Origin of the sequence: Kineococcus rubinsiae (genome assembly GCF_011839805.1) — a bacterium.
GTDB lineage: Bacteria > Actinomycetota > Actinomycetes > Actinomycetales > Kineococcaceae > Kineococcus > Kineococcus rubinsiae.
Genome location: NZ_VWPY01000022.1, coordinates 1 through 22,474 on the forward strand (window position 1 = coordinate 1; position 22,474 = coordinate 22,474).

A 22,474-nucleotide genomic window follows, 5' to 3' on the forward strand; every position below is an offset into this window, starting at 1 on the left:
CGGCGATGGCCAGCACGGCCACCACCTGCTCGTCGACGGCGACCAGGACCGCGATGGCACCGGTGGAGCGCACCGCGTCCGCCTGCTCCTGCCCGGCGCTGGAGTCGATGCCGAGGGAGGACAGCAGTCCCGCGCTGCCGATGGCCACCCGCCGGCCGTCCACGACACCACTGACCCCACGCCCAGCCGGAGCCTCGAAGTCCTGCACCGCCGGCACCGACAGGCCTCGCTCCTGCGCGGCCCGCACGATCGCCTCACCCAGAGGGTGCTCGGAGCCGCGCTCCACCGCAGCCGCCAGGCGCAGCACCTCCGTCTCCTCCTCCGCGGAGGCACCAGAGACGACGACGATCCGGTCGAGGGAGGGCCGGCCCTCGGTGAGCGTTCCGGTCTTGTCCACCACGAGGGTGTCGACCTTCTCCAGACGCTCGAGCGCCTCGGCGTTCTTGATCAACACACCCGACCGGGCGCCGCGACCGACCCCGACCATGATCGACATCGGGGTGGCCAGGCCGAGCGCGCACGGGCAGGCGATGATCAGCACGGCGACGGCCACGATGAGCGCGTGCGCCAGGCGCGGGTCGGGGCCGACGGTGGCCCAGACGATGAACGCCAGTACGGCGACGCTGATCACCACGGGCACGAAGATGGCCGCGACCCGGTCAGCGGTGCGCTGGATCGGGGCCCGGGAGCGCTGTGCATCGGCGACCATGGCCACGATGCGCGAGAGCATCGTGTCGCGGCCCACCGCGTCGGCGGTGATGACCAGCGAGCCGGAGGAGTTGATGGTGCCACCGAGCACCCGATCCCCCGTGGTCTTGGTGGTCGGCAACGACTCACCCGTCACCAGGGACTCATCGACGGAAGAGCGGCCCTCGACCACGGTGCCGTCGACGGGGACCTTCTCCCCGGGACGCACCCGCAGCCGGTCGCCGAGCTGGACGTCTTCGAGGGAAACCTCACGCTCCTCGCCGTTTTCGTCGAGGCGGCGGGCGGTCTTCGGGGTCAGGTCCAGCAGGGCGCGGATGGCGCCGGAGGTCTGCTCGCGGGCCCGCAGCTCCAGCACCTGACCCAGCAGCACCAGCACGGTGATGACGGCGGCGGCCTCGAAGTAGACATCGACGGTGCCGCTCTCGTCACGGAAGGCGTCAGGGAAGATCCCCGGCGCGAAGGTGGCCACAGTGCTGAACACCCACGCCACCCCGGTGCCCATCGCGATCAGGGTGAACATGTTCAGGTTGCGGGTACGCAGCGACGCCCAGCCGCGGACGAAGAACGGCCACCCCGCCCACAGCACCACCGGGGTCGCCAACGCGAACTGAATCCACGTCGAGACCTCCGCCGGAACCGCGTCGTGCACGGCCATGAACAGGTGCCGGCCCATCTCCAGCAGCAGAACCGGCAACGCCAGGACCAGCCCGATCCAGAAGCGGCGGCGCATGTCGACCAGCTCGTGGCTGGGACCGGTCTGCGCGGTGATGACGACCGGCTCCAGGCCCATCCCGCAGATCGGGCAGCTGCCCGGACCCTCCTGACGCACCTCCGGGTGCATCGGGCAGGTGTACTCCACAGCCTCACCCGGGCCGGCGTGCACGTCAGCTCCCGAACCACCGCCGTGACCGTGGTGGTGCTCGTGCTGGCTGTGGTCGTGGCTGTTGTGGTCGCGCTGGTGAGCGCTGCCGTGGGTGACGGCTGATTCACCGGCCAGGGCCGCGCTGGCGTAGCGGTCCGGGTCCTTGAGGAAGGCGGCCCGGCAGCCGTCGGAGCAGAAGTGGTGGGTCTGCCCGTCGTGTTCGGCCGCGACCGTCGTCGCAGGGTCCACCGTCATGCCGCACACCGGATCTACCGCAGACGGGCGTGTCGCCTGCCGCAGGCCGTCGTCTCGAGTAGTCATGACCGCACAATACCCCCCAGGGGTAATAACGCAAGGGATGCCCGCTCGGCGGTGAGGAGCTGACGCCTCGGGGTCGCTCCCGCTGAGCAGGTCACGCGTGAGTCTGCTGACACCGACTGGTGGGTGACGGCCTGCGCCACCCACCAGTCGGTCCTCATCGGCTCTTGATGACTGCTCAGCCCATGGCGGTGAGCATCTGGTTCATCTGGTCGATCTCGGCGCTCTGGCTCGTCACGATGGAGTCGGCCAGTTCCTTGGCCTGGATGTTCTGGCCCTGCTGCTGCTCGGTCTGAGCCATCGTCACCGCACCCTTGTGGTGCTCGGTCATCATCTGCAGGAACATCCGGTCGAAGTCAGCACCGGTGGCGCTGTTCAGCTGAGTCATCTGCTCCTCGCTCATCATCCCGGGCATCGAGGAACCACCCATGGCTGAGCTGGACATGGACGAGCTGGTCATCGCGGGGTCACTGGAGGAGTGGTCCATGCCCCCCATCGAGGAGTCAGCACTGACGGGCTCGCCCCAGGCGGTGAGCCACGACGTCATCTCCTCGATCTCAGGTGCCTGAGCGGACTCGATGCTCGCGGCCAGGGTCTTGACCTCCTGACTGGAAGCCTTGGTGGCGGCCATCTTGGCCATCTCGACCGCGCTCTGGTGATGCACGATCATCTGCTGCGCGAACATCACGTCCTGGTCGTTGTGCGCGGCATCCACTGCCGCGCTCGTGGCACTGGTAGCGGGACTCGACGACGTCGAGGAGGACCCCGAGGAAGACATCGAGGACATGTCCCTCGAACCGGTGTCACTGCCGCCGCAGGCGGCCAGAAGCAGGGACAGGCCGGCGGCAGCGCCGAAGGCGCCGATCCGGGTGGCGCTACGGGTGGGCGAGCTCATGGTCGGGCGAGTAGTGGTGCGCATGTCAGGCATAGCTCCTTGGTGAGTCAACGGGATGCAAGTCACGACGAGGTAGCGCTCGGACAGCAGCCGTCCGAGACGCACGAGCGTCGGTCTAAACCCGAATCACGCAGAGGCGGATGCGAGGCCAGCGCCACGGCGGCGGTCCACGCCACGGCGTGCTGACCATTACCGTCGCCAGCCAGGGATCAGCCGGCCAGGACGACGGGCGTAGCGCCCGGGCGGCCACCCAAGCGAGCAGGACTCCCAGCATGGCTACGCCGGCGCTGAGGAAAAGCACACAGTCGACCGAGGGGTGATGCACGTGGTCGCTGACCTGCGAGGCCCACGTCGGTGAGACCAAGGTCTGTGACGCATCGACCGTCGAAGCATCGACCGCCATGGCCCCGTGCGCACTGGGGGTACCCGCCACGACGGGGGCGTTCAGGTGCCCGCGGGCTTGCGCCTGCTGCTGCCCGGACCCGCCCGCGAGGACGTGCATCGCCGACAGGCCTACCGCCAAAGCCGCGACGAGCAGCAGACGCAACGACATGGACCGCCTGATCAGCAGGCCGGCGGTCCATCGCATGTACCCAGGTTAACCCCTTGGGGGTATCCCGCCAGGGCGCCAAGCGTCGAGCGCAGCCCCGGCCGCCCCCCGTACTGCTCGTCACCGGTCTCACGGCGCACAGCTCACGTTCAAGGTGTCAACCGGATCGGTCGAGAGACCTGCCACCGATCGTCGGTCGAGTCGAGGGCAGGTACGCATGGTGGACGGCATCAGCGGAGCCATGTCCCGCATCGCGGAGATCCAGGCCCTCATCGCCTCTTTCCAGCCGACCCCCACCCAGCGGGCCACCGTCGTGACCTCGACCGGGAGCTCCACCGCAGCCGCACCCCGCACGAGCACGACCAGCGCCACCTCGGGGCTGACGTTCGCCTCGACGTTGTCCCAGAGCATCGCCACCAGCACCAGCGCTTCACTGACCGGCACGGCGCTGACCGGGTCGTCGCTGACTGGCACGGCGAGCACCGCGACGATCACCAAGGGCCTGCGTACCGCGGCCGGGGTGCCGCTAGAGCTGGCGAAGTACGGCAACGGGGAGATCCCCGCTGCTGCGCTGAGCAGCATCGGACAGGGCTCGCACACGATGTGGGCCCCAGCCGCGCAGGCCTACCAGACGCTGCGCGCGGCCGCGGCCCGCGACGGGGTCACGATCGAGGCGACGGACTCCTACCGCCCCTACGAACAGCAAGTCGACCTGGCCCAGCGCAAGGGGCTGTACTCCCAAGGCGGCTTGGCCGCCAAGCCCGGCACCAGCGAGCACGGGTGGGGGTTGAGCCTCGACCTGGACCTCAACACCAAGGCACTGACGTGGATGCGCGCCCACGCCAAGGACTACGGCTTCAGCGAAAACGTCCCCCGTGAGCCCTGGCATTGGACCTTCACCACCTGACTCGTGCGGGCCGTGTCGTGAGATGTTGAAGGTGGTGGGCTTATCGGGTGAGGACACCTGAGCTCAGCTGGGCCGAGGCGTTAGCCTCCGGGGATGGCGGTGCACTCGAGCCGATCCACCCGCTCGGTGGGTCCCCTCACAGGCAACACCGCTGCGTGGTCTCCCACCGGCTGGCTGCTGGTGCTGGTGTTCCTCTTCACCGGCGCAGCCCACCACGCTGCACCGCTGACCGCTCACGGCGGCCTGGCTACTCACTCCGTAGCCGTCGTCCCCCACTCCCCGCACGGGGCCAGCACCGTCCCCGGCGCTCACGAAGAAGTCACCTCATCCCGTGCGCGCTTGCTCCGCGGCCTACAGCAGCTGATCAACACACGACGTCAGCGCCGCCTCAACTATTTCTCGGCACTCTTACGCCGTCGATCCGGGCGCCATCGTCGGATGTGGGCTGCACTTCCCGGCCCTGTAACTGGCTTCCGCACCCATGCGACCACGCGGCGACACATCGTCTTGTGTGTGCACCGCCTCTGATTGCTGACGCTTCCCAGCGTCGGCGACTCGCACGCGCCATGAAGAAGCGACGACATGCCTCATCGACTGGGTGAGACAAAGATCCGCTGCGCCATCACCACGGGGCACTCCGCACCGTCGGCGCCCTAGCCTCTAAGCTTCTTGGCGAAGATGCGGACCGGCGCCACTGCGCCCTCGCGTGCCTACTAGTCGCGTCTGAGCGCGCTCACTTCGAGCCGCTGCGCGGCGGGCGCCCACCATGGCGTCAGCGAGCTGATCTGTTCGCCTACACGCACTTGCGGACGCTGGACGCCCCTGACGCCCTTCGACGCCGAGGTCGACAGCTGCGCTCGTGCGCTCGGTAACGACGCCACGAGCATTCACGCATCTTCGTGGCTCTTAAATCAACTTTCACATTAACCACGTGACATCTTGAATCTCGCATTCAGTCGGCGACCGAAGACCGTGACCGGGCATGCAACGACCCCGATCGCGTCTGACGATTGTGGCGAGCCTTCTCAGGTGTCGAGGAGACGATATGACTCAATCGAAACCCACCCCAGCCCACCTCCGCACAGACACCGGCCTGGCAAAACCCAGCGCCGGATTCCGCGGTGACATCGAGGGATTGCGCGCGGTCGCCATCGGCCTAGTGCTGCTTTTTAACGCCCAGGTGCCGTTCTTTGACGGTGGATACATCGGAGTAGACGTCTTCTTCGTCATCTCCGGATTTCTAATCACCGGTTTGCTGGTCAAAGAAGTGGAGCGCACCGGAACCCTGTCACTAACTGACTTCTACGCCCGCCGGGCCCGGCGCATCCTGCCCAGCGCCACGTTCGTGCTCGTGGTGACCTTGCTGGTGTGCGCAGTCGTCTTGCCTGAAGAGCGCACGCAGGCCATCGCCCGCGACGGCCTGGCCAGCGTGCTGCAGGTCGCCAACTGGTGGTTCCTCAGCTTCGACACCTCCACCCTGGCCCCGCAGATCGCCGACAGCCCACTGCGCCACTACTGGTCGCTGGCGGTGGAGGAGCAGTTCTACCTGGTGTGGCCCTTGACGGTGCTCCTGGTCGCCGCCCATGCCCGCCGTCGCGGTAAGGACGTGCGCCAGGCGCTGGTAGTGACGATCGTGGTCATCTGTCTGGCCTCCTGGGCACTACACGCTGTGCTGTCACAACTGGCCTTCCAGGCCGCCTTCTTCGCCGGCCCTACCCGTGCCTGGCAGCTGGGCACCGGAGCCTTCTTGGCCCTGAGTGGGCCGCACCTGATCCGCTGGCTCCAACGTCACCTTCAGGCCCACACCGCCTGGGTGCTGGCCACCTCGGGAGCAGCCCTGCTCCTCGCGTCACCCTTGTGGTCTTCTCGCTGGGGACTGTCGGTGACGGCCACGCTGGCCACGGTGGCCACCGCCCTGATCATCGTTGCGGGAGGGGTCAACGGTCCCACCACTGCTGTCGCCCGCCTGCTCTCGACTTCCCCGGTGCGCTACCTCGGTCGTCTGTCCTACGTCTGGTACCTGTGGCACGTCCCGTTCGTCATGGCCGCTGAAGGCCTGGGGGTGCATACCTGGTCGCTGCGACTGGCGGTGGAGCTGCTCGCGGCCCTACCTGCAGTAGCCACGATGGTCTTGATCGAGCGGCCGTGCCGTCTCTCTCCACGACTGCGCTCGACCCGCAACGGCCTACTCCTAGGCGCGGCGACCACCGCAGTCGGCGGTGGCGTCGCACTGGCGCTGATGTGGTGATGAGCACGTCCACGCGGTCCACCAACCCCTCAGGCCGCGGCTGGCGTGCCCAACCGGACCACGACGCGACGAGCCGGCCCTCGTAGAGGCTTGGTGTCAGCTGTGACCATGGGTAGTGTCACCTTCACTTCCCGGCACGGGTCGGAAGTGTCTGTTGCTGACGCCGAGCCTCTGCCACAGCAGCCGGGACCCTGAGCACGGGTGGCAGAGGGCGGGGGAACCACTTTTTCGGGCGCTACGACGCGTCCTTGGGGTCAAGCTCACACGTGAGCCGGGTGCACCTTCCATCCGAACCCGACAGCTCACCTCGTAGGCGATGAGAGGTCACTTCTCATGTCCTTCGCCATGCCCAACTCCGGCTCCAGCACGTCCAGCCCTGCGCGAAGTGCGAGCAAGGTAGCGCTGCGCTGGGGCGCCACTGTCGTGATCGCCGGTGGTCTCAGCCTGAGCCTCGCCGTTCCCGCAGAAGCCCACTCCCGCCCGCGAGCGACCCTCGCAGCCGCCGCCGTGGCAGTCGATGTCGTGGCAGTCGATGTCGTGGCAGTCGATGCCCCCGTCTTGGCGATCGCCGACCAGTACGTCGGTGTGCCCTACGTCTGGGGTGGCACCACCCCCGCCGGCTTCGACTGCTCCGGCTACACCGGCTTCGTGTTCCGCCAGCTCGGCGTCGCGCTACCGCGCACGGCCAACGCCCAGATGCTCGCCACCCCCCGGGTCTCCCCCGCCGAGGCACGCCCCGGCGACCTGGTCTTCTTCCTCTCCAGCAGCGGACGGGCCTACCACAACGGCATCTACGCCGGAGATGGCTACATGTACGACTCCCCCCGCGCTGGCAAGAGCGTCAGCAAGCGCAAGATCTGGAGCGCCGCGGTCGTCTACCACCGCGCCATCGGCTGACCACCGCCACTGATCGCCGCGCTGCTCTACGACAAGCGAGCCTCATCGCGGTCGGTCGGGTCAGTGCAGAAGGGGTGGCTTTGACACCAGCTGTGGTGCCGAGCCACCCCTTCTTCATCACCTGACAAGGCGACTGCTGTCTCACCTCACCTGCAGAGTCTTCGCCAAGACCCAGTGCCCCGAAGAGGTGCGGGACGAGGCAGCCGATGGCGGTGGTGTGTCGCTGAACCCCGCTAAGGACCAACGTTCACTCCCTGCTGGTGAGCTTGTCGGTGGGCCGTCGTCATGACGGCCTCCCGGCCGCACGGTCGCGCTCATGCAGATCTGCGAGTGGTGCACCGAAGATCATTTGACCGCGAGGATCCAAGGCATAACTATCTACTCATGAACGAAGATGCGAAGAGATGCACGTTGGGAGTCGACAGCCAGTACGTCGAGGTCGCCGCGGAGGTCTTCTCCCTGCTCTCGGATCCCACCCGCATCCGCATCGTCCTGGCCCTGCGCGATGAGGAGCTCTCGGTCAACCACCTGGCCGACATCGTGGACAAGAGCCCGACGGCGGTGTCGCAGCACCTCAGCAAGCTGCGCTGGGGTCGGATGGTGACGACCCGCCAGGAAGGCAACCGCGTCTTCTACCGGCTCACCGACGAGCACGCCCGCAACCTCGTCGCCGAGGCCGTCTCCCAAGCCGAGCACGCCCTGGAACCCCGCACCGCGCACGAGCGCGCCGGTGTCGCCCCTGGGGCCTCCGCCCACACGCACACCCACAGCACTCACCGCACCGAAGACCGAGCCTCGAACGGGAAGTGCCCCGCCCGATGACCAGCACGCTCACCCCGCACCCGGATCTCGAGCGAGCCGGGCGCGTCCTGCCCCGCCCGCCGTCGATCTTCCGCACCGGTGCCCGGCTCACGGAGGTCCGCTGGGCCGGTCTGGCGCTGGCGCTGTTCCTCATCGGTGGCGCGCTTCAACTGGCCGGCGCCCCGACCTGGGCGTACTGGGCCGCCTACCTGGCCTGTTACGCCGCCGGAGGCTGGGAGCCGGGTTGGGCCGGATTGCAGGCTCTGCGGGAGAAGACGTTCGACGTCGACCTGCTCATGGTCCTGGCCGCGATTGCTGCCGCCGCCATCGGTCAGATCCTCGACGGGGCACTGCTCATCGTCATCTTCGCCACCTCCGGTGCCATCGAGGCGGTCATCACCCAGCGAACCGCCGACTCGGTCAGCTCACTACTGACCCTCACCCCCGAGCAGGCCACCCGCCTCGACCCCGCCCGTGGGGCGGAAGAGGTCGTCGACGTGGCCGATCTGGTGGTGGGTGACCTCGTCCTGGTCCGCCCTGGTGAGCGCATCGGCACCGACGGCACCGTGCTCGACGGCCTCTCCGAGGTCGACCAGCAGGCCATCACCGGTGAGTCCGTCCCCGTACCGCGCGGGCCAGGTGACGAAGTGCTCTCCGGCACCGCGAACGGCACCGGCGCTCTGCGGGTGCGAGTGGAGCGCGAGGCCAGCCAGTCGGTCATCGCCCGCGTCGTGGCGATGGTCGAGCAGGCCAGCGCCACCAAGGCCAAGACCCAGCTGTTCATCGAGCGCGTCGAGCAGCGCTACTCCCTCGGCGTCGTCGCCGCGACCCTGCTCGTCCTGGCGGTCCCGATGGCCTTCGGAACCCCCTTCGACGCCGCCCTGCTCCGGGCGATCACCTTCATGATCGTCGCTTCGCCGTGCGCGGTGGTGCTGGCGACCATGCCGCCGCTGCTCTCGGCCATGGCCAACGCCGGCCGCCACGGTGTCCTGGTGAAGTCGGCCACCGTCATGGAGGTGATCGGGCACACCACGGTGTTCGCCTTCGACAAGACAGGCACCCTCACCGAAGGCAGCCCCGAGGTCACCCGCGTGAGCGTCACGGGCCGGCTGAGCGAGGACCAGGTCCTGCGCACCGCGGCCGCGGCCGAGCAGTTCAGCGAACACCCCCTGGGTCGGGCGGTCATGCGCGCGGCCCGCGAGCGGGATCTGACGGTCCCGCCGGCACAAGACTTCCAGTCACTGCCCGGGCGCGGTGTCGTCGCATCGGTCGACGGTCACCGCATCCGCGTGGAGCGGGCTACCCGACCCGACGGCGACGCCGAAGTCGGAACCCTCGTCGCCGTGCACCTCGACGACGACCTCGTCGGGACGATCACGCTGGTGGACCGGTTGCGTCCATCGTCGCCGTCCGCGGTGGCCGCGGCCGCGCAGCTGACCGGTAAGAAGGTGCACCTGCTCACCGGCGATGACGAGGTGACCGCGCAGAACATTGCGTCCCGCACCGGGATCGGGGCCGTCCACGCCCGACTGCTGCCGCAGGACAAGACCCGCATCATCACCGAGCTGCAGGATGCAGGCGAGCGGGTCCTGCTCGTCGGTGACGGCGTGAACGACGCCCCGGCGCTGGCCACGGCCGCGACCGGGGTGGCCATGGGTCGGCACGGCTCAGACCTGGCCTTGGACACGGCCAACGCGGTCATCGTGCGTGACGAGATCGATGCTGTCCCCCGTCTGGTGGCCCTGTCCCGCCGAGCCCACCGCACCGTGGTGACCAACCTCGTCATCGCCGCGGTCTTCATTGTCGTGCTGGTCACCTGGGACCTCGCCGGCCACCTGCCGCTGCCGTTGGCCGTCGCCGGACATGAAGGCTCGACCGTGGTCGTCGCCCTGAACGGGCTGCGTCTTCTACGTCGGAGTGCCTGGACCAAGTAGAAGAGTGGGCTATGCCAGTGCCAGGCCCCACAATCTGCGCTGAATACCCAGCCGTACCGTGGATCGCGTGAGGTCACCGCCGGCTGGCCGGGCCTAGGTCGGAGGGGGTGACGGAGCTCCGAGGTTGTTCTGGCAAGGCTGAAGGCGTTCTGAAAACACTCGTGCTCGGGACGCTCGATGACGGCCTGCCCTGGTGTGCGACACGCCGTCTTGAGACGGACCGAGAGTCTGCCCCGAAACCTAATCGGGCCGAAACCAGTTTCGGGCCGCCTCCAGCACAGATCGAGGGCACAACAGCGCACGCCCCTGACTTCAGGGTCGCACCGCGGTGCGCGCTGGCCTGACTTCCTGCACTCCCCCGGCAGGTCCTCGCGATCTTCGACGAGGACAAGTTGGATGAGACAAGCAGGCACCCGACCCGTCTCGTGCGACTTGTCCCACCGCAGGTCAAGGGCGGCGCCGGGACAGGTCAGCTGAGAACGGACATGATGACGACGTGCGCTGATGACTGACCCGCATCTGCTCGCCCGTGCTGCGGCTGGTCGAGGGACGACGACGGCCCAGGCGTCACGCCCCGGCCGAGACGGCAGGATGTCGCCCGTGTCTGCACGAGACGTCGACCCAGCACTGCCTGCGGGCTACACCGAGCTCCTGGAGCAGCTGAAGACCCGCGTCGCCACCTCCCGCCTGCGCGCCGCCCGCGCCGCGAACACCGAGCTGTTGCGGCTCTACCACTCCATCGGCCACGACATCCTCACCCGCCAGGACCGGGCCGGCTGGGGCGCGAAGGTCATCGACCGCCTCGCCCACGACCTGCGTGAGGCGTTCCCCGACCAGCGGGGCTTCTCGGTGCGCAACCTGCACTACATGCGAGCCCTAGCCTCGGCCTGGCCCGGCGCGGACTTTCTGCCACAGCCTGTGGCAGCACTTCCCTGGGGTCACGTCCGCGCCCTGCTGGACCGCCTCGACGAACCAGCCACCCGCGACTGGTACGCGACCCAAGCCGTCGAGCACGGCTGGTCACGCAACGTCCTGGAACACCACCTCAGGACCCGGCTGCACGCCCGCACCGGCGCCGCACCGTCCAACTTCACCACCCACCTGCCCCCCACCGACTCCGACCTCGCCCAGCAGCTGACCCGCGACCCCTACGTCTTCGACCACCTGACCGCCACCGACCGGGCCAGCGAGAAGGCTTTGGAAACGGGTCTGATGGACCGCCTGCAAGCCACCCTGACCGCCTTCGGCCACGGCATGGCCTTCGTCGGACGCCAAATCCGCTTCGACGTCGACGGTGACGAGCTTATCGTCGACCTCCTGCTCTTCCACCTCGAGCAACTGCGCTACGTCGTAGTCGAGCTGAAGATCGGCCGCTTCGAGCCCGCCTTCCTGGGACAGCTGGGCACCTACGTCGCCCTGGTCGACGACAAGCTCCGACACGCCCAGCACTCCCCCACCATCGGCATCCTCCTGGTCGCCGGACGCAACGAGACCCTGGTGCGCTACGCCCTCTCCAGCGCCGCCGCACCAATGGCCGTGGCCACCTACGACACCCTGCCGCCCGAACAGCGAGCCGGCCTACCTGACGTCGCCGCACTGACCGCCGTGCTCACCGACGCCCTCCACGAACCGCGCACCCACCCACCGGGGTCAGACACAGCTGGTGCCGAGCAGGACGACTGAGCAGCCCAACGGGGCGGCTACAGACAGCCCCGAGCTACCGCTCTTACCTGGTGTGCAGGTGATCGTGTGCTCGAAGACCACGTGAGTGCGGCGCGGCACACCCGACCAGACGCAGTGGCAGCGCCGACGGACGACGCCAGGCATCGAAGTCCACCGACGACACCCTCGTGGCCCAGCACCGCCGAGCTCTCGAGCGCGTCGGCGTCGAGCTCAAGGCCCGCGCGCACGCCGGGGCGCTCATCGAGCGCACCCTGCGTGGGGAGCTGTTCGTCTCACCGCTCTAGTCAGTTCACGGCTCGCGGTAGGACCCCAGGGCCGGGGTCGAGCATGACGGGCTGCCACAGCCCTTCGTCGGTGTCGCTCAGACGCTCGGCCGCCGCCAAGGCTTGGTCGTCCTCGCAGCACTCGACGTGCTCGACCGCCGGGGGATCGGCGTGGACGATCATCACCTCCCCGACCTCGATGGGGGACCCGCAGACCCAGCACGGTGTGGGGCTGACGCACCGCGCGACGGTGTCCTCGCTCATGGCGCCACAGTGCGTGAGGGCCGTCCGGGCGTCAACGGCTGCCCGGGTACAGAGGCCCACGCCTCGAACACGCGTACGATCACCTCGGGTCGGTCGAGTGGTGTGGGGAAGGCACCGCCCGACCGGCCCCTCCCCTACTGCCCGGCTACCGGGCGTGCTTCGGCTTGGTCTTGGTCGACGGCATGGGCTCGATGCCGGCCCGGCGCAGGACGGAGTTGGCGCGGGCCGCGGCGGAGCGCGAGGACGGGGTGTGAGGCAGTGCGCAGCGGAAGGCGCCAGCGGCGTCCTGGACGCGCCAGTGCGAGGACCTGGCGGCGAGGGTGACGGTGTAGCCCTGAGCCGCGACGTGCTGCAGGACAGGGCGGATGGTGGCGCTGGCGCCGCGGAAGTTCATGAGCTCCTTCAGATCAGACCGCTCGTCCCGGTCACCGGCCATCGTCGATTGCACTCCGCGTACCCGTATCACTCCTCGCGTCCCTAGGAATGCTGCGCAGCCCGCCAGATGGCCGCCTCGATGGGCTGCGAGCCACTCAGCGGCGGGCGCGGCGACGTAGCTGGAAGGGCTGGCCGTTGTTGTGCTCGCGTTCCCACGTCTCGGTGGCCAGCAGGATGAGGTCGCGGTACCAGTCGGTCTCGGAGCCGTAGCCGTCCGCGCCTCCGCGGGCACGGAAGGCGGCCTTGACGCGGTCGCGCTCTTCGGGCGATCCGAAGTACACGGTCGTGGCCCTGCCTGCGAAGGAGACGCGCCCGCTGACCAGTCGGGGCGTGGTGCCCGCGGAGCTGGGGGACGAGGACTCCGGGCCGTCGGTGTCCTGACCGGCGGCGGTGTGAGCGGGGTCATTGCTGGGCTTCTCCCCCGCCTCAGTGGGACGGCTTGCTGGCGCCGCGGTGTCGTGGTCCCCCGTGGCCTGCAGCTGGCCGGCGGCCAGCTCTGGCAGCGACGGTGCTGGGGCTTGTGCGGCGGTGGCCGTAGGGGGGGTGGTGCTGGGGGCCTTGGCAGAGGCGTCTTGCTCAGCAACAGCGGCCTTCGCGGCGTCGGCGGCGGCCTTGGCGGGGTGCGGGCGGCTGATGGCGGCGCGGCGGGACGGGGTAGCCATGGTTGTTGTCTCCAGGGTGGGTCGTCAGGAGGAAGGAGTGGCGGCGGGGGTGGGGGCCGCTTCCCGCAGGCGTGCGTCGATCTGGGCCCACAAGGCGTCCAGGACGACGGTGACGGCGGATGCCCCGGGGCTCTTCATGGCGTGGATCGGTAGACCCGCGCTGGCTGCGTCTGCGACGGCGGTGCGTTCGGGGACGATGCCGTCCAGGACGAGGGGGCCGTAGCTGTCCCGGAGCTCCTGCTCGCGGAAGGCCGCCTCGGCGGTGCGCTTACCCCTGTTGATGAGCAGGGCCAGCAGTCGGGGGGTGCTCTGCTCGAAGCCGTCCCGGACTTCGGTCATCGTCTCCTCGAGGCGTCCAACGCCTTGGAGGGCATGTCCAGCGGGTTCGGTGACGATGACGACGTGCGTCGCGGCGACGAGGCCGGCGAGGAGCACCCGCCCCAAGCTGGGCGGGCAGTCCATGAGGACGACGTCGTAGTGGGCGAGGCTGTCGCGCCCCTGCCCGAGGGCCTTGCGTAGCCGCAGGGGCTGGGTGGCGCCGGTGTCGGTGTCGACCTCGGCCATCGAGCGGCTACCGGGGACGAGGTCCACTCCAACCCACTCCCCCGCCCCGGCCACGATGACCTCGCTGAGCGCTTGCCCTCCCCCGTGCTTGGGGTCTGCTAGCAGTCCGAACGCGCCGTCGCCCAGTTCGACGTCCGGCAGGGTCAGTACATCGGTGGCGTTAGCCTGCGGATCGAGGTCGATGACCAGCACGCGAGCTCCAGCCGCTCGCGCGGCGGCCGCCAGTCCCAGCGTGGTGGCGGTCTTCCCCACGCCGCCTTTCTGGTTGCTGATCGCAATGATCGCAGTCATAGCTCTCCTCGGTCTAAGCGCGTTCCTAGGAACGCTATGGCTGGGACTAATCCTGCCAATACTACACACTGCCGCGACGCTGTCACGGCTACAAGCGTTGGCACTGCTCGCACAGCTGTCGACGCAAGCATTCCTAGGAATAGCCCTACCGGCAGCAATACTGCTGAGGAGGAGGTCAGTGCGTAGTGACGCTAGGGGCAACGGCAGTGACCGTGGCACGGGCACTAAATGCAGTCATGTCACTACAGACATAACAGGCATACCTAGGAATGCTGGAGGCAGCGTCAGTGACAGCCGTCGCGCCATCCTGGCAATACTGGACCGGTGACCAAGTCGGCCAGGGCTGACGACCAAAGCGGGGAGCGATGCAGGTGAGGCAGGCCGACGCGGTGCGGACGTGGTTCGCCGAGCTCGACGAGGTCGACCGCGGCCGACTGCTGCGCCTGGACGAGGCTGATCTCCTACCCGAGGACCTCGCGGTCGGGCTGAGCATGGCGGGCGTGACCGTCGTTCCGATCGGCGTCTCACCCGTCGACGGCCGGCCCAAGGGCTGGTGGCCGCCGCCGGTGCTGGAGGACTTCCTCGCTGAGCTGCGCCACGAGGATCAGCCACCGCGCCCACGCGGGCGCCGCTGTCAGGAGTGCGGCGAGAGCGTCCAGGACGGCGAGGAGTACGTCGAAGTCCCGCTCATCGCGGGGCTCACCTGCCTCGTGCACGTCGAGTGCGTCCCGCAGGACCCCGCACCACAGGATCCGGCGCCGTAGGCACCGACGCTGGGCGCCTCGCGGCTCGTCACCGGGCGCTGCCCGCGACGAGCTCACGGCCAGCGGGCTGGCCACCGGTGGCGGTAGTGAGCAGGTCTAGGAGCGAGTCCTGCACCCCCTCAGGCGGTCCCGTGAGGTCGATGACCAGATCCGCCATCACATCGGGCCTGACAGGTGCGGCCAGCGAAGACGGTGCGCGCCGCGGTTGGGGGAGGTCCCAGCGGGTGCGGTGCTCACTCCAGACTCCGGCCAGGCTGGCTCGGGTGTCCTCGGGCAGGCGCTGGTAGGCCCAGGCGCGGGTGACGCTGCGCTTGTCCTGTTCCTGGCTGCTCAGCCCGTTCCACCAGGCGGTGTGCCGGTCGCGCTCGACGAGCCCGGCCCGGGCACGGCGTACTGCGAGCTGGTGCTTGCGTTGGGCCTGCTCGGTGGGGGAGAGGGCCGCGAAGACCGCGGCCCCGGCCGTGGTCTGCACACGACGAGCGTGGTCGTCCAGGCCGTCCCACCACGCTTTCTGCCGGGCGAGGTCAACCTTGGCCTGGCGGGCGAGGACCTGCTGGCGTTGGGCTTCCCAACGATGGCGTCGCGCGGTGGGGTCCACAGCGGCGCGGTACTCACGCCGCTCACTCGCCACCGCCCGCCAGATCGTGTCCTGCCGGTCTCGACCAAGCTGCTCCAGCGCGACGTGCTCGAGCCGCGCCGCGCCGGCGTCCTGATCGGCTGCAGCGTCGTGGATGACGGAGGCGGGATCGGTGGCGGTCCACCGGCCGTCAGCGTCGACGCTGACGAGCTGGTGGGCGCCCAGCGCCTGCAGGTGGCCACGCATCGTCCGCTCCTGCTCCCGGGTAAGAGCCGCCTCCCAGGCTGCGTCAGGTGCTGCCAGACCGGAACAGGGTGGTCGTGGAGACGTGGTGATACCCGCGGCGTAAGCGAGGACAGCAGGAGTGACTGGACCCCGGTGAGCACGAACAGCTTCCAACAGGTGAGCGCGCGGCAGACCCAGGCTGCGGCGTAGGGCGAGGGGGAGGCGGGCGGCCGGGTGGGGGGGTGTACCCCTAGTTGGCTCAAAGCCCCCCACACCCCCACCTGCATCCTCTGGGTCGGGTGTGGTCGTGGGGCTGCTGAACCGTGGCGGCAGGCACCAGGTGTCCGCGGTGTCGGTGCTGCCGCGCTGGTGGGTGGAGACGACCTCCAGGAGCCCGGCGGCGATGAGGGCATCCCGGGCGGTGGCGACGGTGTTGCGGGAGTCGATGGCCGCGTCCAGCAGGACATCGCGCTGGGGCAGCGGAACCGCGGTCGCCCCGCGCCGCCGCATCCGCTCCAGCACGTACCGGTACAGCTCGCGGCGGGTGTGACGCGACTGCGCCGGCCACGCCCGCCAGACCCCCTCCAGCTCGGCGTCGGCACGCGCGATGGCCGCCCCCACCGCCTCGTCGACGGCGGTGCTACTGGTGCCGCGTGCGGCGGCGACCGCGCGGTGCTCGCTCAGCCAAGCATCAGCAGCGGCGACGGCGGCGTTCCAGACGTGCCACCACCATTGGCGCCCCTTGGAGCGGGCCTTGACGAAGGCGCTGCGGTGAGCGGCGGCGATGGCCTGCCACGCCTGGTCCTCACTCCAACCCGCGAGGACCAGTGCCCGGGTGGCGTCGTACTCGATGGTGGAACGGCTGCCCGGCTCACGGTCCAGCCCCGCCTCGGCGGCCGCCGACCTCCCCGTATGCAGGTAGGCGACCCACCCGGCAGGCAGGTCCTGGCGAGGACGAGGCAGCGGACTCAGCGGCTCCATCAGGCCGGCCGCGGCCGGTGCGGGCGTGGGGGAGGACCGCCGCGACCTCGCCGGCGACGCCACCTGACAGGCCCCGTCGCCGTCGCGGGCCTCGCGGATGCGGGGGGAGAGCGCCTGCAGTACGTCGCTCAGGTCCGTCAGCGCGGTCGCGAGGACGTCCTCGTCCAGCGGGGGGGTGGGCTTGCAGCGGTGCGGAGCGCTCAGCGGGCGCAGCTGCTGACGAACATCGACGTGGTGGCGGCCCAGGGGAGCTGCGCGCCGGCCCGTGACCGGGTCGCCCTTGCGGCCCAGCTCCCGGCGCAGCCGCAGCACGAGGTCCTCGAGCTCGGCGCGGCGCACACCGGGCACCAGCAGCAGGTGCGCTCGACCGTCCGCGCCGCCAGAGGGGCGCACCAGGTGCCACAGGCCACGGGCGCAGCAGAAGGCGACCAGGGTGTCCAGGATCTCGCCCGCGAAGGTGGGGGAGTCGATGTCGACACCGACCACCTCGCTGCGCAGGGTGCCGACCACGCTGGCCACTCGCCCCTGACCGACCAGGACCAGCGCCTGACCCAGGGTGGCCGGGCGTACCCCCTTCACCGCAGCGTTGGCCGCATCGATGGCCAGCCAGGGCCCGCAGGTGAACAGCTGGTCGTCCAGTGCGCGACGCAGGGTGCGCGAGCGGGAGGAATCGACCTGACCCGGTGCGACACGTCGCGCATCGGGTGGTCGAACCTCGCTGGACTGTCGTACTCTGGGCACAAGCCTCCCGCCAAGGGGCACGAGAAAGGCAGGACCCGCGAGAGCGGGACCTGTGAACAGCGGACCGGACAGGTTGGTCGCCGAGGACCGATCCGCGAGACTTATGGAGAGCCCCCCGCCGCCAAGCGGGGGGCTCTCCGTCGTTAGGCGCTCTTCAAGTGCAGCTCCTCTTGCTGATCTTCAGAAGGCAGGGGCTCGAGACCAACCAGTCGCCCGGTGGTGTCGAAGATGAAGCGCGAGACCGCATCGTCCATCAGCGCAGCGATGGAGACAGCACGGGCCGCGCTGGCCTGACGGACCTTGTCGTCATTCGCAGGCGCAAGGCGTACCCGCAGAAGCACAGCGTCGCTCACTCCTGTACGAGCTTTCACACCCCGAGTCCGAGCCATACCGGAGATCAAACCGAAGATTGGGCACAAAGTGGGGATGCTGGCTCGGTGTGTCGTCGCTGCGACCTCTTGGTGAGCGTCGACCAGCGAGTGGGCCAGCGTTGCTCATCGCTGCTGAGCGCTGTCGTCGACCTTCGGACCGGCGGTGTCTAGCGGTTCTGGCGTCCGCGACCGCGTCGGCGACGACGACGACGACAGCGTTGGCGTCGAGCTGGACGAGGTCAACGTGGGCGTGGAGCTGGACGATGCGGTCGGCTCGTCCGTCTCGGGGGCGTTGGTGGACGTTGAGGCACCGGTGGGGGTGATGGTCAGCACGTTGACTCCGTCTTGGACGTTGAAGGTCATCGTGGTCGTGTCCTGTGTGCTGGTGACTGCTTCGTCGTCGCCGTCGAGGTCGTCGACCCGCACGTCAGCGGCTTGGCCGAGGGTGAGGGTCATCTGCCGGGCGGCCAAGGTGCGGACCTTGGACCCGTCCCAGGTCGGTTCCTGCTGGTACACCGCCAGCACGAACGACCCGTCGCGCCGGCCCAGCAGCAGAGTGCGGGTGTCTTCGTCGACGCCATCGAGGTGGTAGGCCAGGGACGCCTCGACGTCCCCGGCGCCCTTGCCGGGGTCGCTGGTCAACGTGACCAGCTCCCTGAGCGTCTCGAAGGAGGGCTTGGGGGTGCCGTCGCTCTTCAGGAGCCCGAAGGACCCCTCGAACGAGCCGTCGTTCTTCTCATCGAGCAGCTCGTAGGTGAAGGTGCGGGCGATGCCCTGGCGGAAGTGGTCCAGGAACAGCTTCGGCAGCTGCTCGGTGACCTGGGCCTCGGGGGTGCCGGGGTAGCCGCCGCCGGCAGAGCCGTTGGTGTAGCCGGTCTCGGTCACCTGCACGGGCACGTCGCCCGCGGTGATGCGGTTGTTCTTCAGCACGGTGTCGGTGATCGACTCGTTCATCACCCACTGGTTGCCGGGGTAGTCGTGCGCGACCCCGTAGTCGACCCAGTCGCTGAGGTCGCCCAGGGCCTCGTACTTGGCGGTGGTGTTGGTGTCGGCCAAGGACGGGGCGAGGATCGGGATGTCCTTGGTCGCCGGGTCACCGTCGTAGGCCTCGGCGACCTGTCGAGTCCACTCGCGGGTCTCGCTCGCCCAGTCTCCGCCGGTGAGGTCGTTCTCGTTCTGGCCTTCGACCGCGTCGATCGCGGTCGGCAGCTCCTTCTTGATCATGTCCTTGAGTGCTTCGGGGTCGGCGTTCTGCCGGGGGTCCTGCACCATCGTGATGCCGATGCCCAGCGGGGCCAGGTCGTCATCGACGAAGGAGCTGACCTGGCTGGAGCCGGTGCCCCACCCGTCGCGCAGGTGCCGGAAGCCCAGCTCCTGTAGCCGCTTGGCGACCATGTCCTGGTCGGCGTAGGGGGTGTTGCCGTAGGTCAGGTGGGTGCCGACACCGAGGGAGTCGGTGAAGCAGTCCGCCGGCAGCGCCTGGTGCGACTCGACGCCCCCCGCGGCGGCGTCCAGGGCGGCGGTCGCGGCCAGGGTCCTGGCCTGCCGGGCGGTCTGGCTCAGGCGGGCGGGGTTGTCGCACGTCTCGGCCTTACCGGGCAGAGACCCGGTCACCTCATCGGTGCCGCCGGCAGCGTCGGCATCGCCCGCTGACCCCCCGTCGTTCTCAGCATCCTCCTCATCAGACTCGTCGTCGGACTCGTCATCGTCGCCGGAGACCAGGTCTTTGATCGCCGCCCAGGCCTTCTCCAGGGCGTTCTGGTCGTCGGGGTCGGCGGCCTGCGGCGCGTCGGCGTCGAGCGTGGGGTCGGCCGTGCGGCTCTCGGCGTCCTCGCTGGTCGTCGATGCGCTCGAGGTTGGGCGCGACGACGGCGTAGCCGTCGAAGACGGAAGCGACGTGGAGGTAGCGGTAGACGTGGAGCTCGGGGTGGACGTGGACGTCGGGGTGGGTGCGGCGTGGGCGGGGCCGGCGAGCAGGCCCGTGCCGCCGGCGGTCAGAGCCAGCGCCAGCGCGAAGCTGCGGGCCGCCGCGGCGGGACGTCGAGTGGGCATGGTGCTCTCCTTCGAGAGAGGGGAGGTGCCGCCGCCACGGCGGCGGAGCTGGTGCGGCAGCCGTGCGCGGGCGCCGGCGTCCGGGCGTCCGCGGGTCACGACTGGTCCCCGACGTCGCTAAACTCCCGCGCGTACGCCTTCGCGGACTGGGGCATCTTCGTGCCGCCCAGCAGGGCCCAGTTGTTGTCGTCCTTGTCGATCTCGAACAGGGACTCAGCCAGCACCTGTCCGGCGCCGGAACCGGCGTGCTGTGAGAAGAAGGAGTGCATCCCGGTGATGAAGCCGGGCGCGTCGCCGTTCTTGGCTGATCCGTTCCACTCCGGCAGCACCAGCGGCACCCCGGCCGCCTGCGCGGTCTCGCGGTGAGCTTCCAGCCCCTTCGGGCCGCCGCCACCGTCGCGCTCGTCGAGGGCTGGGGTGAACGCTTCCTCGGTGGCCGCGTAGGGGTAGTGGTTGTAGTAGTCGACGCCGTAAGCGTCCAGCGTGCCCTCGACGATCAGGTCGGAGCTGTCGCCGTCGTAGCCGTTGGACTCCTTGTTCATGGTCAGCGTCAGCAGCGCGTCGGGGACGATCTTGCGCTGCAGGGCGCGGTAGCGGGTCCAGGCGTCGCGGAAGTCCTGGGTCTGCTCGGCCGTGACGGCCCAGGGGTACCAGTTGCCGTTCAGCTCCCACGCCAGGCTGATGAACAGGCTGCCATTGCGCTCGCCCCACCCGTTCTTGATGTTGGTGAGCTGCCTGGTCCAGTTCGCGTCGTAGTCGCCGGCCGCGGCCTTGGCCCACGACCCGCCGTCCTCGAACGGGGAGACCGACACGATCAACGACTTGCTCCACGTGTCCGCGCCGTACTCCCCGCCGTCCTGGAGCTGGGGGACGTCGATGCCGGTGCTGCCGCCGTTGGCCCACGTCGTGGCGATCTCGGCCGGCGCCCCACGCAGGTCCCCAATGCCGTCGGGGTCACCGGCTGCGCCGGAGAGCCAGTCCCCGTCGGCGACGTCAGCGCGGGTGACACCCTCAGCGGCAGTCGGTGAATCGTCCGTTACGAGATCGCCGGGCTGTGGCTCGGCGACGGTCTTCGTGCCGTCGCCTTCCCCGCAGTCCGAAGCCGCCGCAGCCTTCTTCCGGGTCTCCTCGCTGAAGGTGGGCGCCGCGGTCGGACCGTCGCTGACGGCGTAGTCCTCGGACTGCTGGCCTCCGCCCTCCTCGGCGATGCTCTGCTGGTCCTGCCTCTGAGTGACCACGCACACGTCGCCACCGGTCGAGGTCCTCGACGGAGTGCTGGTCGAGGCGGGGGACGGAGTGCTCGTCGAGGACGGCCGCGGGTCGTCCTCCTCCTGCCCCCTGTTGTCGTCAGTCGACGTCGGTGACGGCGAGCTGGTGGAGGTGGGGGTACTGGTGGAGGTTCCTGAGCCGGCGGCGGTGTCCTCCGGGGTCGCCGCATCCTCACTATCGTCATCGCCGGTGATCCAGCCGACCAGCTTCGACCACCACCCGTCAACGTCGTCCTGGTCGTCAGGATCAGCGGCCTTGGGCGCGTCCTCGGGCAGGAAGATGAGCGTCTGCGCCTGGTCGGTGGCCTCGACGGTCAAGGTGGTCGTGCCCTCGGACTGCTTCGCGCCTAGGTCGGAGTCGGCGGCCGGGACCATGCTTCCGTCCTCGAGCGCGGCGGTCTCGGCGGCGATGGCATCTCCGTCGACGCTCAGCGTCAGCTTCCGTGGCTCCGCCTTCTTGTTCTGGCTCTGGGGCTTCTGGAGGAACGACACCGTGGTGCCTCCACCGGGGACACCGGCGGTCTTGACCACGGTGGAGTCATCGCCGCCGCCCCAGGTGACCTCGAGCCAGCTGCCTGACGTAGCGCTCGGAGTGGAGGGCGATGTGGGTGCGGCTGTGGACGTAGATGGTGCGGCGTAGGCAGGGCCGGCGAGCAAACCGGCGCCGCCGGCGGTCAGGGCCAACACCAACGCGAAGCTGCGGGCAGCCGGTGGGCGTCCTTGCGTAGACATGGGGGCTCTCCTTGGTGGAAGGGGGGACCGCTGTGGCGTGGAGGCGAGGTGGACGGGCGCCAACCACGACGCCTGGGCGCTGCCAGACGAGGACCTCGTGCAGCCCACGCGGAACGAGCCGTGGGGAGCTGTTGTCGGCCCAGCCGGGGATGAGCTGGTGATCTCGCGCCGCTCACCGCGCGAGGAGCCAGGGAAGGCAGCCACAGCATCCGCCGCGTCTCCTCACAGGATAAAAGTGCGCGTCGCGTGACCCATGAAACCACGCAGCGTCCCACGCTCCTAGACCATCTGTGACTTGTTGCGGGACACGTTGACTCTGTAGGACTAATCCATACTCTGTGCAGGTCGCGGGAAGGCGCGACACCTCGGGGAGGGACGCGACATCGGGCGCCCGACGTTGATGGCGTCTCTGCCGGAAGTGGAGCCGCGCGCTAACCTGCCTGCGAAGATGAGAGGGCCCATCCGAACGAAGTGGGCAGAC

Annotated in this window: 19 protein-coding genes and 1 riboswitch; of the genes, 7 read left to right on the top strand and 12 right to left on the bottom strand. The window is 69.3% G+C overall.

What is annotated here, in order from left to right:
- From F1544_RS12115 to F1544_RS24440, 4 genes are all read right to left on the bottom strand, one after another.
- On the bottom strand, positions 1-1,891 hold a 1,891-nt coding region (locus F1544_RS12115; protein ID WP_167585684.1), incomplete at its 3' end, for a heavy metal translocating P-type ATPase.
- A 175-nt stretch (positions 1,892-2,066) separates the two neighbouring features.
- Positions 2,067-2,783: a DUF305 domain-containing protein gene (locus F1544_RS12120; protein ID WP_167585686.1), complete on the bottom strand. Its 717-nt coding sequence runs from the start codon at positions 2,781-2,783 to the stop codon at positions 2,067-2,069.
- Positions 2,784-2,898: 115 nt separating this feature from the next.
- The gene (locus F1544_RS12125) at positions 2,899-3,372 is read right to left on the bottom strand and encodes a hypothetical protein (protein ID WP_167585688.1); all 474 of its coding nucleotides are present in this window, start codon (positions 3,370-3,372) and stop codon (positions 2,899-2,901) included.
- Positions 3,373-3,462: 90 nt separating this feature from the next.
- The gene (locus F1544_RS24440; RefSeq protein ID WP_244308458.1) at positions 3,463-3,828 is read right to left on the bottom strand and encodes a hypothetical protein; all 366 of its coding nucleotides are present in this window, start codon (positions 3,826-3,828) and stop codon (positions 3,463-3,465) included.
- A 25-nt stretch (positions 3,829-3,853) separates the two neighbouring features.
- On the opposite strand from F1544_RS24440, the gene F1544_RS24445 reads away from it, so the two are divergent.
- The 6 genes from F1544_RS24445 to F1544_RS12155 all read left to right on the top strand — a co-directional run bounded on the left by F1544_RS24445 (position 3,854) and on the right by F1544_RS12155 (position 11,803).
- A complete protein-coding gene (locus tag F1544_RS24445) occupies positions 3,854-4,240 on the top strand; it encodes a M15 family metallopeptidase (RefSeq protein WP_308470034.1) in 387 nt (128 codons plus the stop codon).
- A 1,045-nt stretch (positions 4,241-5,285) separates the two neighbouring features.
- A complete protein-coding gene (locus F1544_RS12135) occupies positions 5,286-6,488 on the top strand; it encodes an acyltransferase family protein (protein WP_167585691.1) in 1,203 nt (400 codons plus the stop codon).
- 171 nt (positions 6,489-6,659) lie between these two features.
- A riboswitch (cyclic di-AMP (ydaO/yuaA leader) is annotated at positions 6,660-6,816 on the top strand.
- A gap of 209 nt (positions 6,817-7,025) precedes the next feature.
- On the top strand, positions 7,026-7,385 hold the full coding sequence (locus F1544_RS25385) for a C40 family peptidase (RefSeq protein ID WP_308470035.1): 360 nt from the start codon (positions 7,026-7,028) through the stop codon (positions 7,383-7,385).
- A gap of 411 nt (positions 7,386-7,796) precedes the next feature.
- Positions 7,797-8,207, top strand: coding sequence for an ArsR/SmtB family transcription factor (locus F1544_RS12145; RefSeq protein WP_208971753.1), 411 nt, complete (start codon positions 7,797-7,799; stop codon positions 8,205-8,207).
- On the top strand, positions 8,204-10,120 hold the full coding sequence (locus tag F1544_RS12150; RefSeq protein WP_167585697.1) for a heavy metal translocating P-type ATPase: 1,917 nt from the start codon (positions 8,204-8,206) through the stop codon (positions 10,118-10,120). Before F1544_RS12145 ends, F1544_RS12150 begins: the two co-directional genes overlap by 4 nt.
- A 591-nt stretch (positions 10,121-10,711) precedes the next feature.
- On the top strand, positions 10,712-11,803 hold the full coding sequence (locus tag F1544_RS12155; protein ID WP_167585699.1) for a PDDEXK nuclease domain-containing protein: 1,092 nt from the start codon (positions 10,712-10,714) through the stop codon (positions 11,801-11,803).
- A gap of 284 nt (positions 11,804-12,087) precedes the next feature.
- On the opposite strand, the gene F1544_RS12160 is transcribed toward F1544_RS12155, so the two are convergent.
- The 4 genes from F1544_RS12160 to F1544_RS12175 all read right to left on the bottom strand — a co-directional run bounded on the left by F1544_RS12160 (position 12,088) and on the right by F1544_RS12175 (position 14,282).
- Complete coding sequence (locus F1544_RS12160) at positions 12,088-12,330, bottom strand: hypothetical protein (protein ID WP_167585701.1); 243 nt, start codon at positions 12,328-12,330, stop codon at positions 12,088-12,090.
- Between the two features lie 145 nt (positions 12,331-12,475).
- The gene (locus tag F1544_RS12165; RefSeq protein ID WP_167585703.1) at positions 12,476-12,766 is read right to left on the bottom strand and encodes a hypothetical protein; all 291 of its coding nucleotides are present in this window, start codon (positions 12,764-12,766) and stop codon (positions 12,476-12,478) included.
- Between the two features lie 94 nt (positions 12,767-12,860).
- A complete protein-coding gene (locus F1544_RS25390; protein WP_167585705.1) occupies positions 12,861-13,427 on the bottom strand; it encodes a hypothetical protein in 567 nt (188 codons plus the stop codon).
- A 24-nt stretch (positions 13,428-13,451) separates the two neighbouring features.
- Positions 13,452-14,282: a ParA family protein gene (locus tag F1544_RS12175; protein WP_167585707.1), complete on the bottom strand. Its 831-nt coding sequence runs from the start codon at positions 14,280-14,282 to the stop codon at positions 13,452-13,454.
- Between the two features lie 371 nt (positions 14,283-14,653).
- Between F1544_RS12175 and F1544_RS23520 the strand changes: the two genes are divergently transcribed.
- Positions 14,654-15,046 carry a hypothetical protein gene (locus F1544_RS23520; protein ID WP_208971754.1) on the top strand — a complete coding sequence of 131 codons (393 nt, stop codon included), beginning with the start codon at positions 14,654-14,656 and terminating at the stop codon, positions 15,044-15,046.
- A 28-nt stretch (positions 15,047-15,074) separates the two neighbouring features.
- On the opposite strand, the gene F1544_RS12185 is transcribed toward F1544_RS23520, so the two are convergent.
- The 4 genes from F1544_RS12185 to F1544_RS12200 form a co-directional block, all read right to left on the bottom strand.
- The gene (locus tag F1544_RS12185) at positions 15,075-17,339 is read right to left on the bottom strand and encodes a hypothetical protein (protein ID WP_167585709.1); all 2,265 of its coding nucleotides are present in this window, start codon (positions 17,337-17,339) and stop codon (positions 15,075-15,077) included.
- Between the two features lie 374 nt (positions 17,340-17,713).
- Positions 17,714-17,923: a hypothetical protein gene (locus F1544_RS12190; RefSeq protein WP_167585711.1), complete on the bottom strand. Its 210-nt coding sequence runs from the start codon at positions 17,921-17,923 to the stop codon at positions 17,714-17,716.
- Between the two features lie 141 nt (positions 17,924-18,064).
- Positions 18,065-19,993: a glycoside hydrolase family protein gene (locus tag F1544_RS12195; protein WP_167585713.1), complete on the bottom strand. Its 1,929-nt coding sequence runs from the start codon at positions 19,991-19,993 to the stop codon at positions 18,065-18,067.
- Positions 19,994-20,088: 95 nt separating this feature from the next.
- Entirely contained in the window at positions 20,089-21,792 is a 1,704-nt protein-coding gene (locus tag F1544_RS12200) for a glycoside hydrolase family 26 protein (protein WP_167585715.1), read from the bottom strand.
- Positions 21,793-22,474: the final 682 nt, after the last annotated feature.

What these genes read in the sequence shown, in the direction of transcription:
- F1544_RS12120 (WP_167585686.1), bottom strand. Translation starts at nt 2,783, where the DNA reads ATGAGCTCGCCCACCCGTAGCGCCACCCGGATCGGCGCCTTCGGCGCT.
- F1544_RS12125 (WP_167585688.1), bottom strand. Translation starts at nt 3,372, where the DNA reads ATGCGATGGACCGCCGGCCTGCTGATCAGGCGGTCCATGTCGTTGCGT.
- F1544_RS12135 (WP_167585691.1), top strand. Translation starts at nt 5,286, where the DNA reads ATGACTCAATCGAAACCCACCCCAGCCCACCTCCGCACAGACACCGGC.
- F1544_RS12150 (WP_167585697.1), top strand. Translation starts at nt 8,204, where the DNA reads ATGACCAGCACGCTCACCCCGCACCCGGATCTCGAGCGAGCCGGGCGC.
- F1544_RS12155 (WP_167585699.1), top strand. Translation starts at nt 10,712, where the DNA reads ATGTCGCCCGTGTCTGCACGAGACGTCGACCCAGCACTGCCTGCGGGC.
- F1544_RS12160 (WP_167585701.1), bottom strand. Translation starts at nt 12,330, where the DNA reads ATGAGCGAGGACACCGTCGCGCGGTGCGTCAGCCCCACACCGTGCTGG.
- F1544_RS12165 (WP_167585703.1), bottom strand. Translation starts at nt 12,766, where the DNA reads ATGGCCGGTGACCGGGACGAGCGGTCTGATCTGAAGGAGCTCATGAAC.
- F1544_RS25390 (WP_167585705.1), bottom strand. Translation starts at nt 13,427, where the DNA reads ATGGCTACCCCGTCCCGCCGCGCCGCCATCAGCCGCCCGCACCCCGCC.
- F1544_RS12175 (WP_167585707.1), bottom strand. Translation starts at nt 14,282, where the DNA reads ATGACTGCGATCATTGCGATCAGCAACCAGAAAGGCGGCGTGGGGAAG.
- F1544_RS12195 (WP_167585713.1), bottom strand. Translation starts at nt 19,993, where the DNA reads ATGCCCACTCGACGTCCCGCCGCGGCGGCCCGCAGCTTCGCGCTGGCG.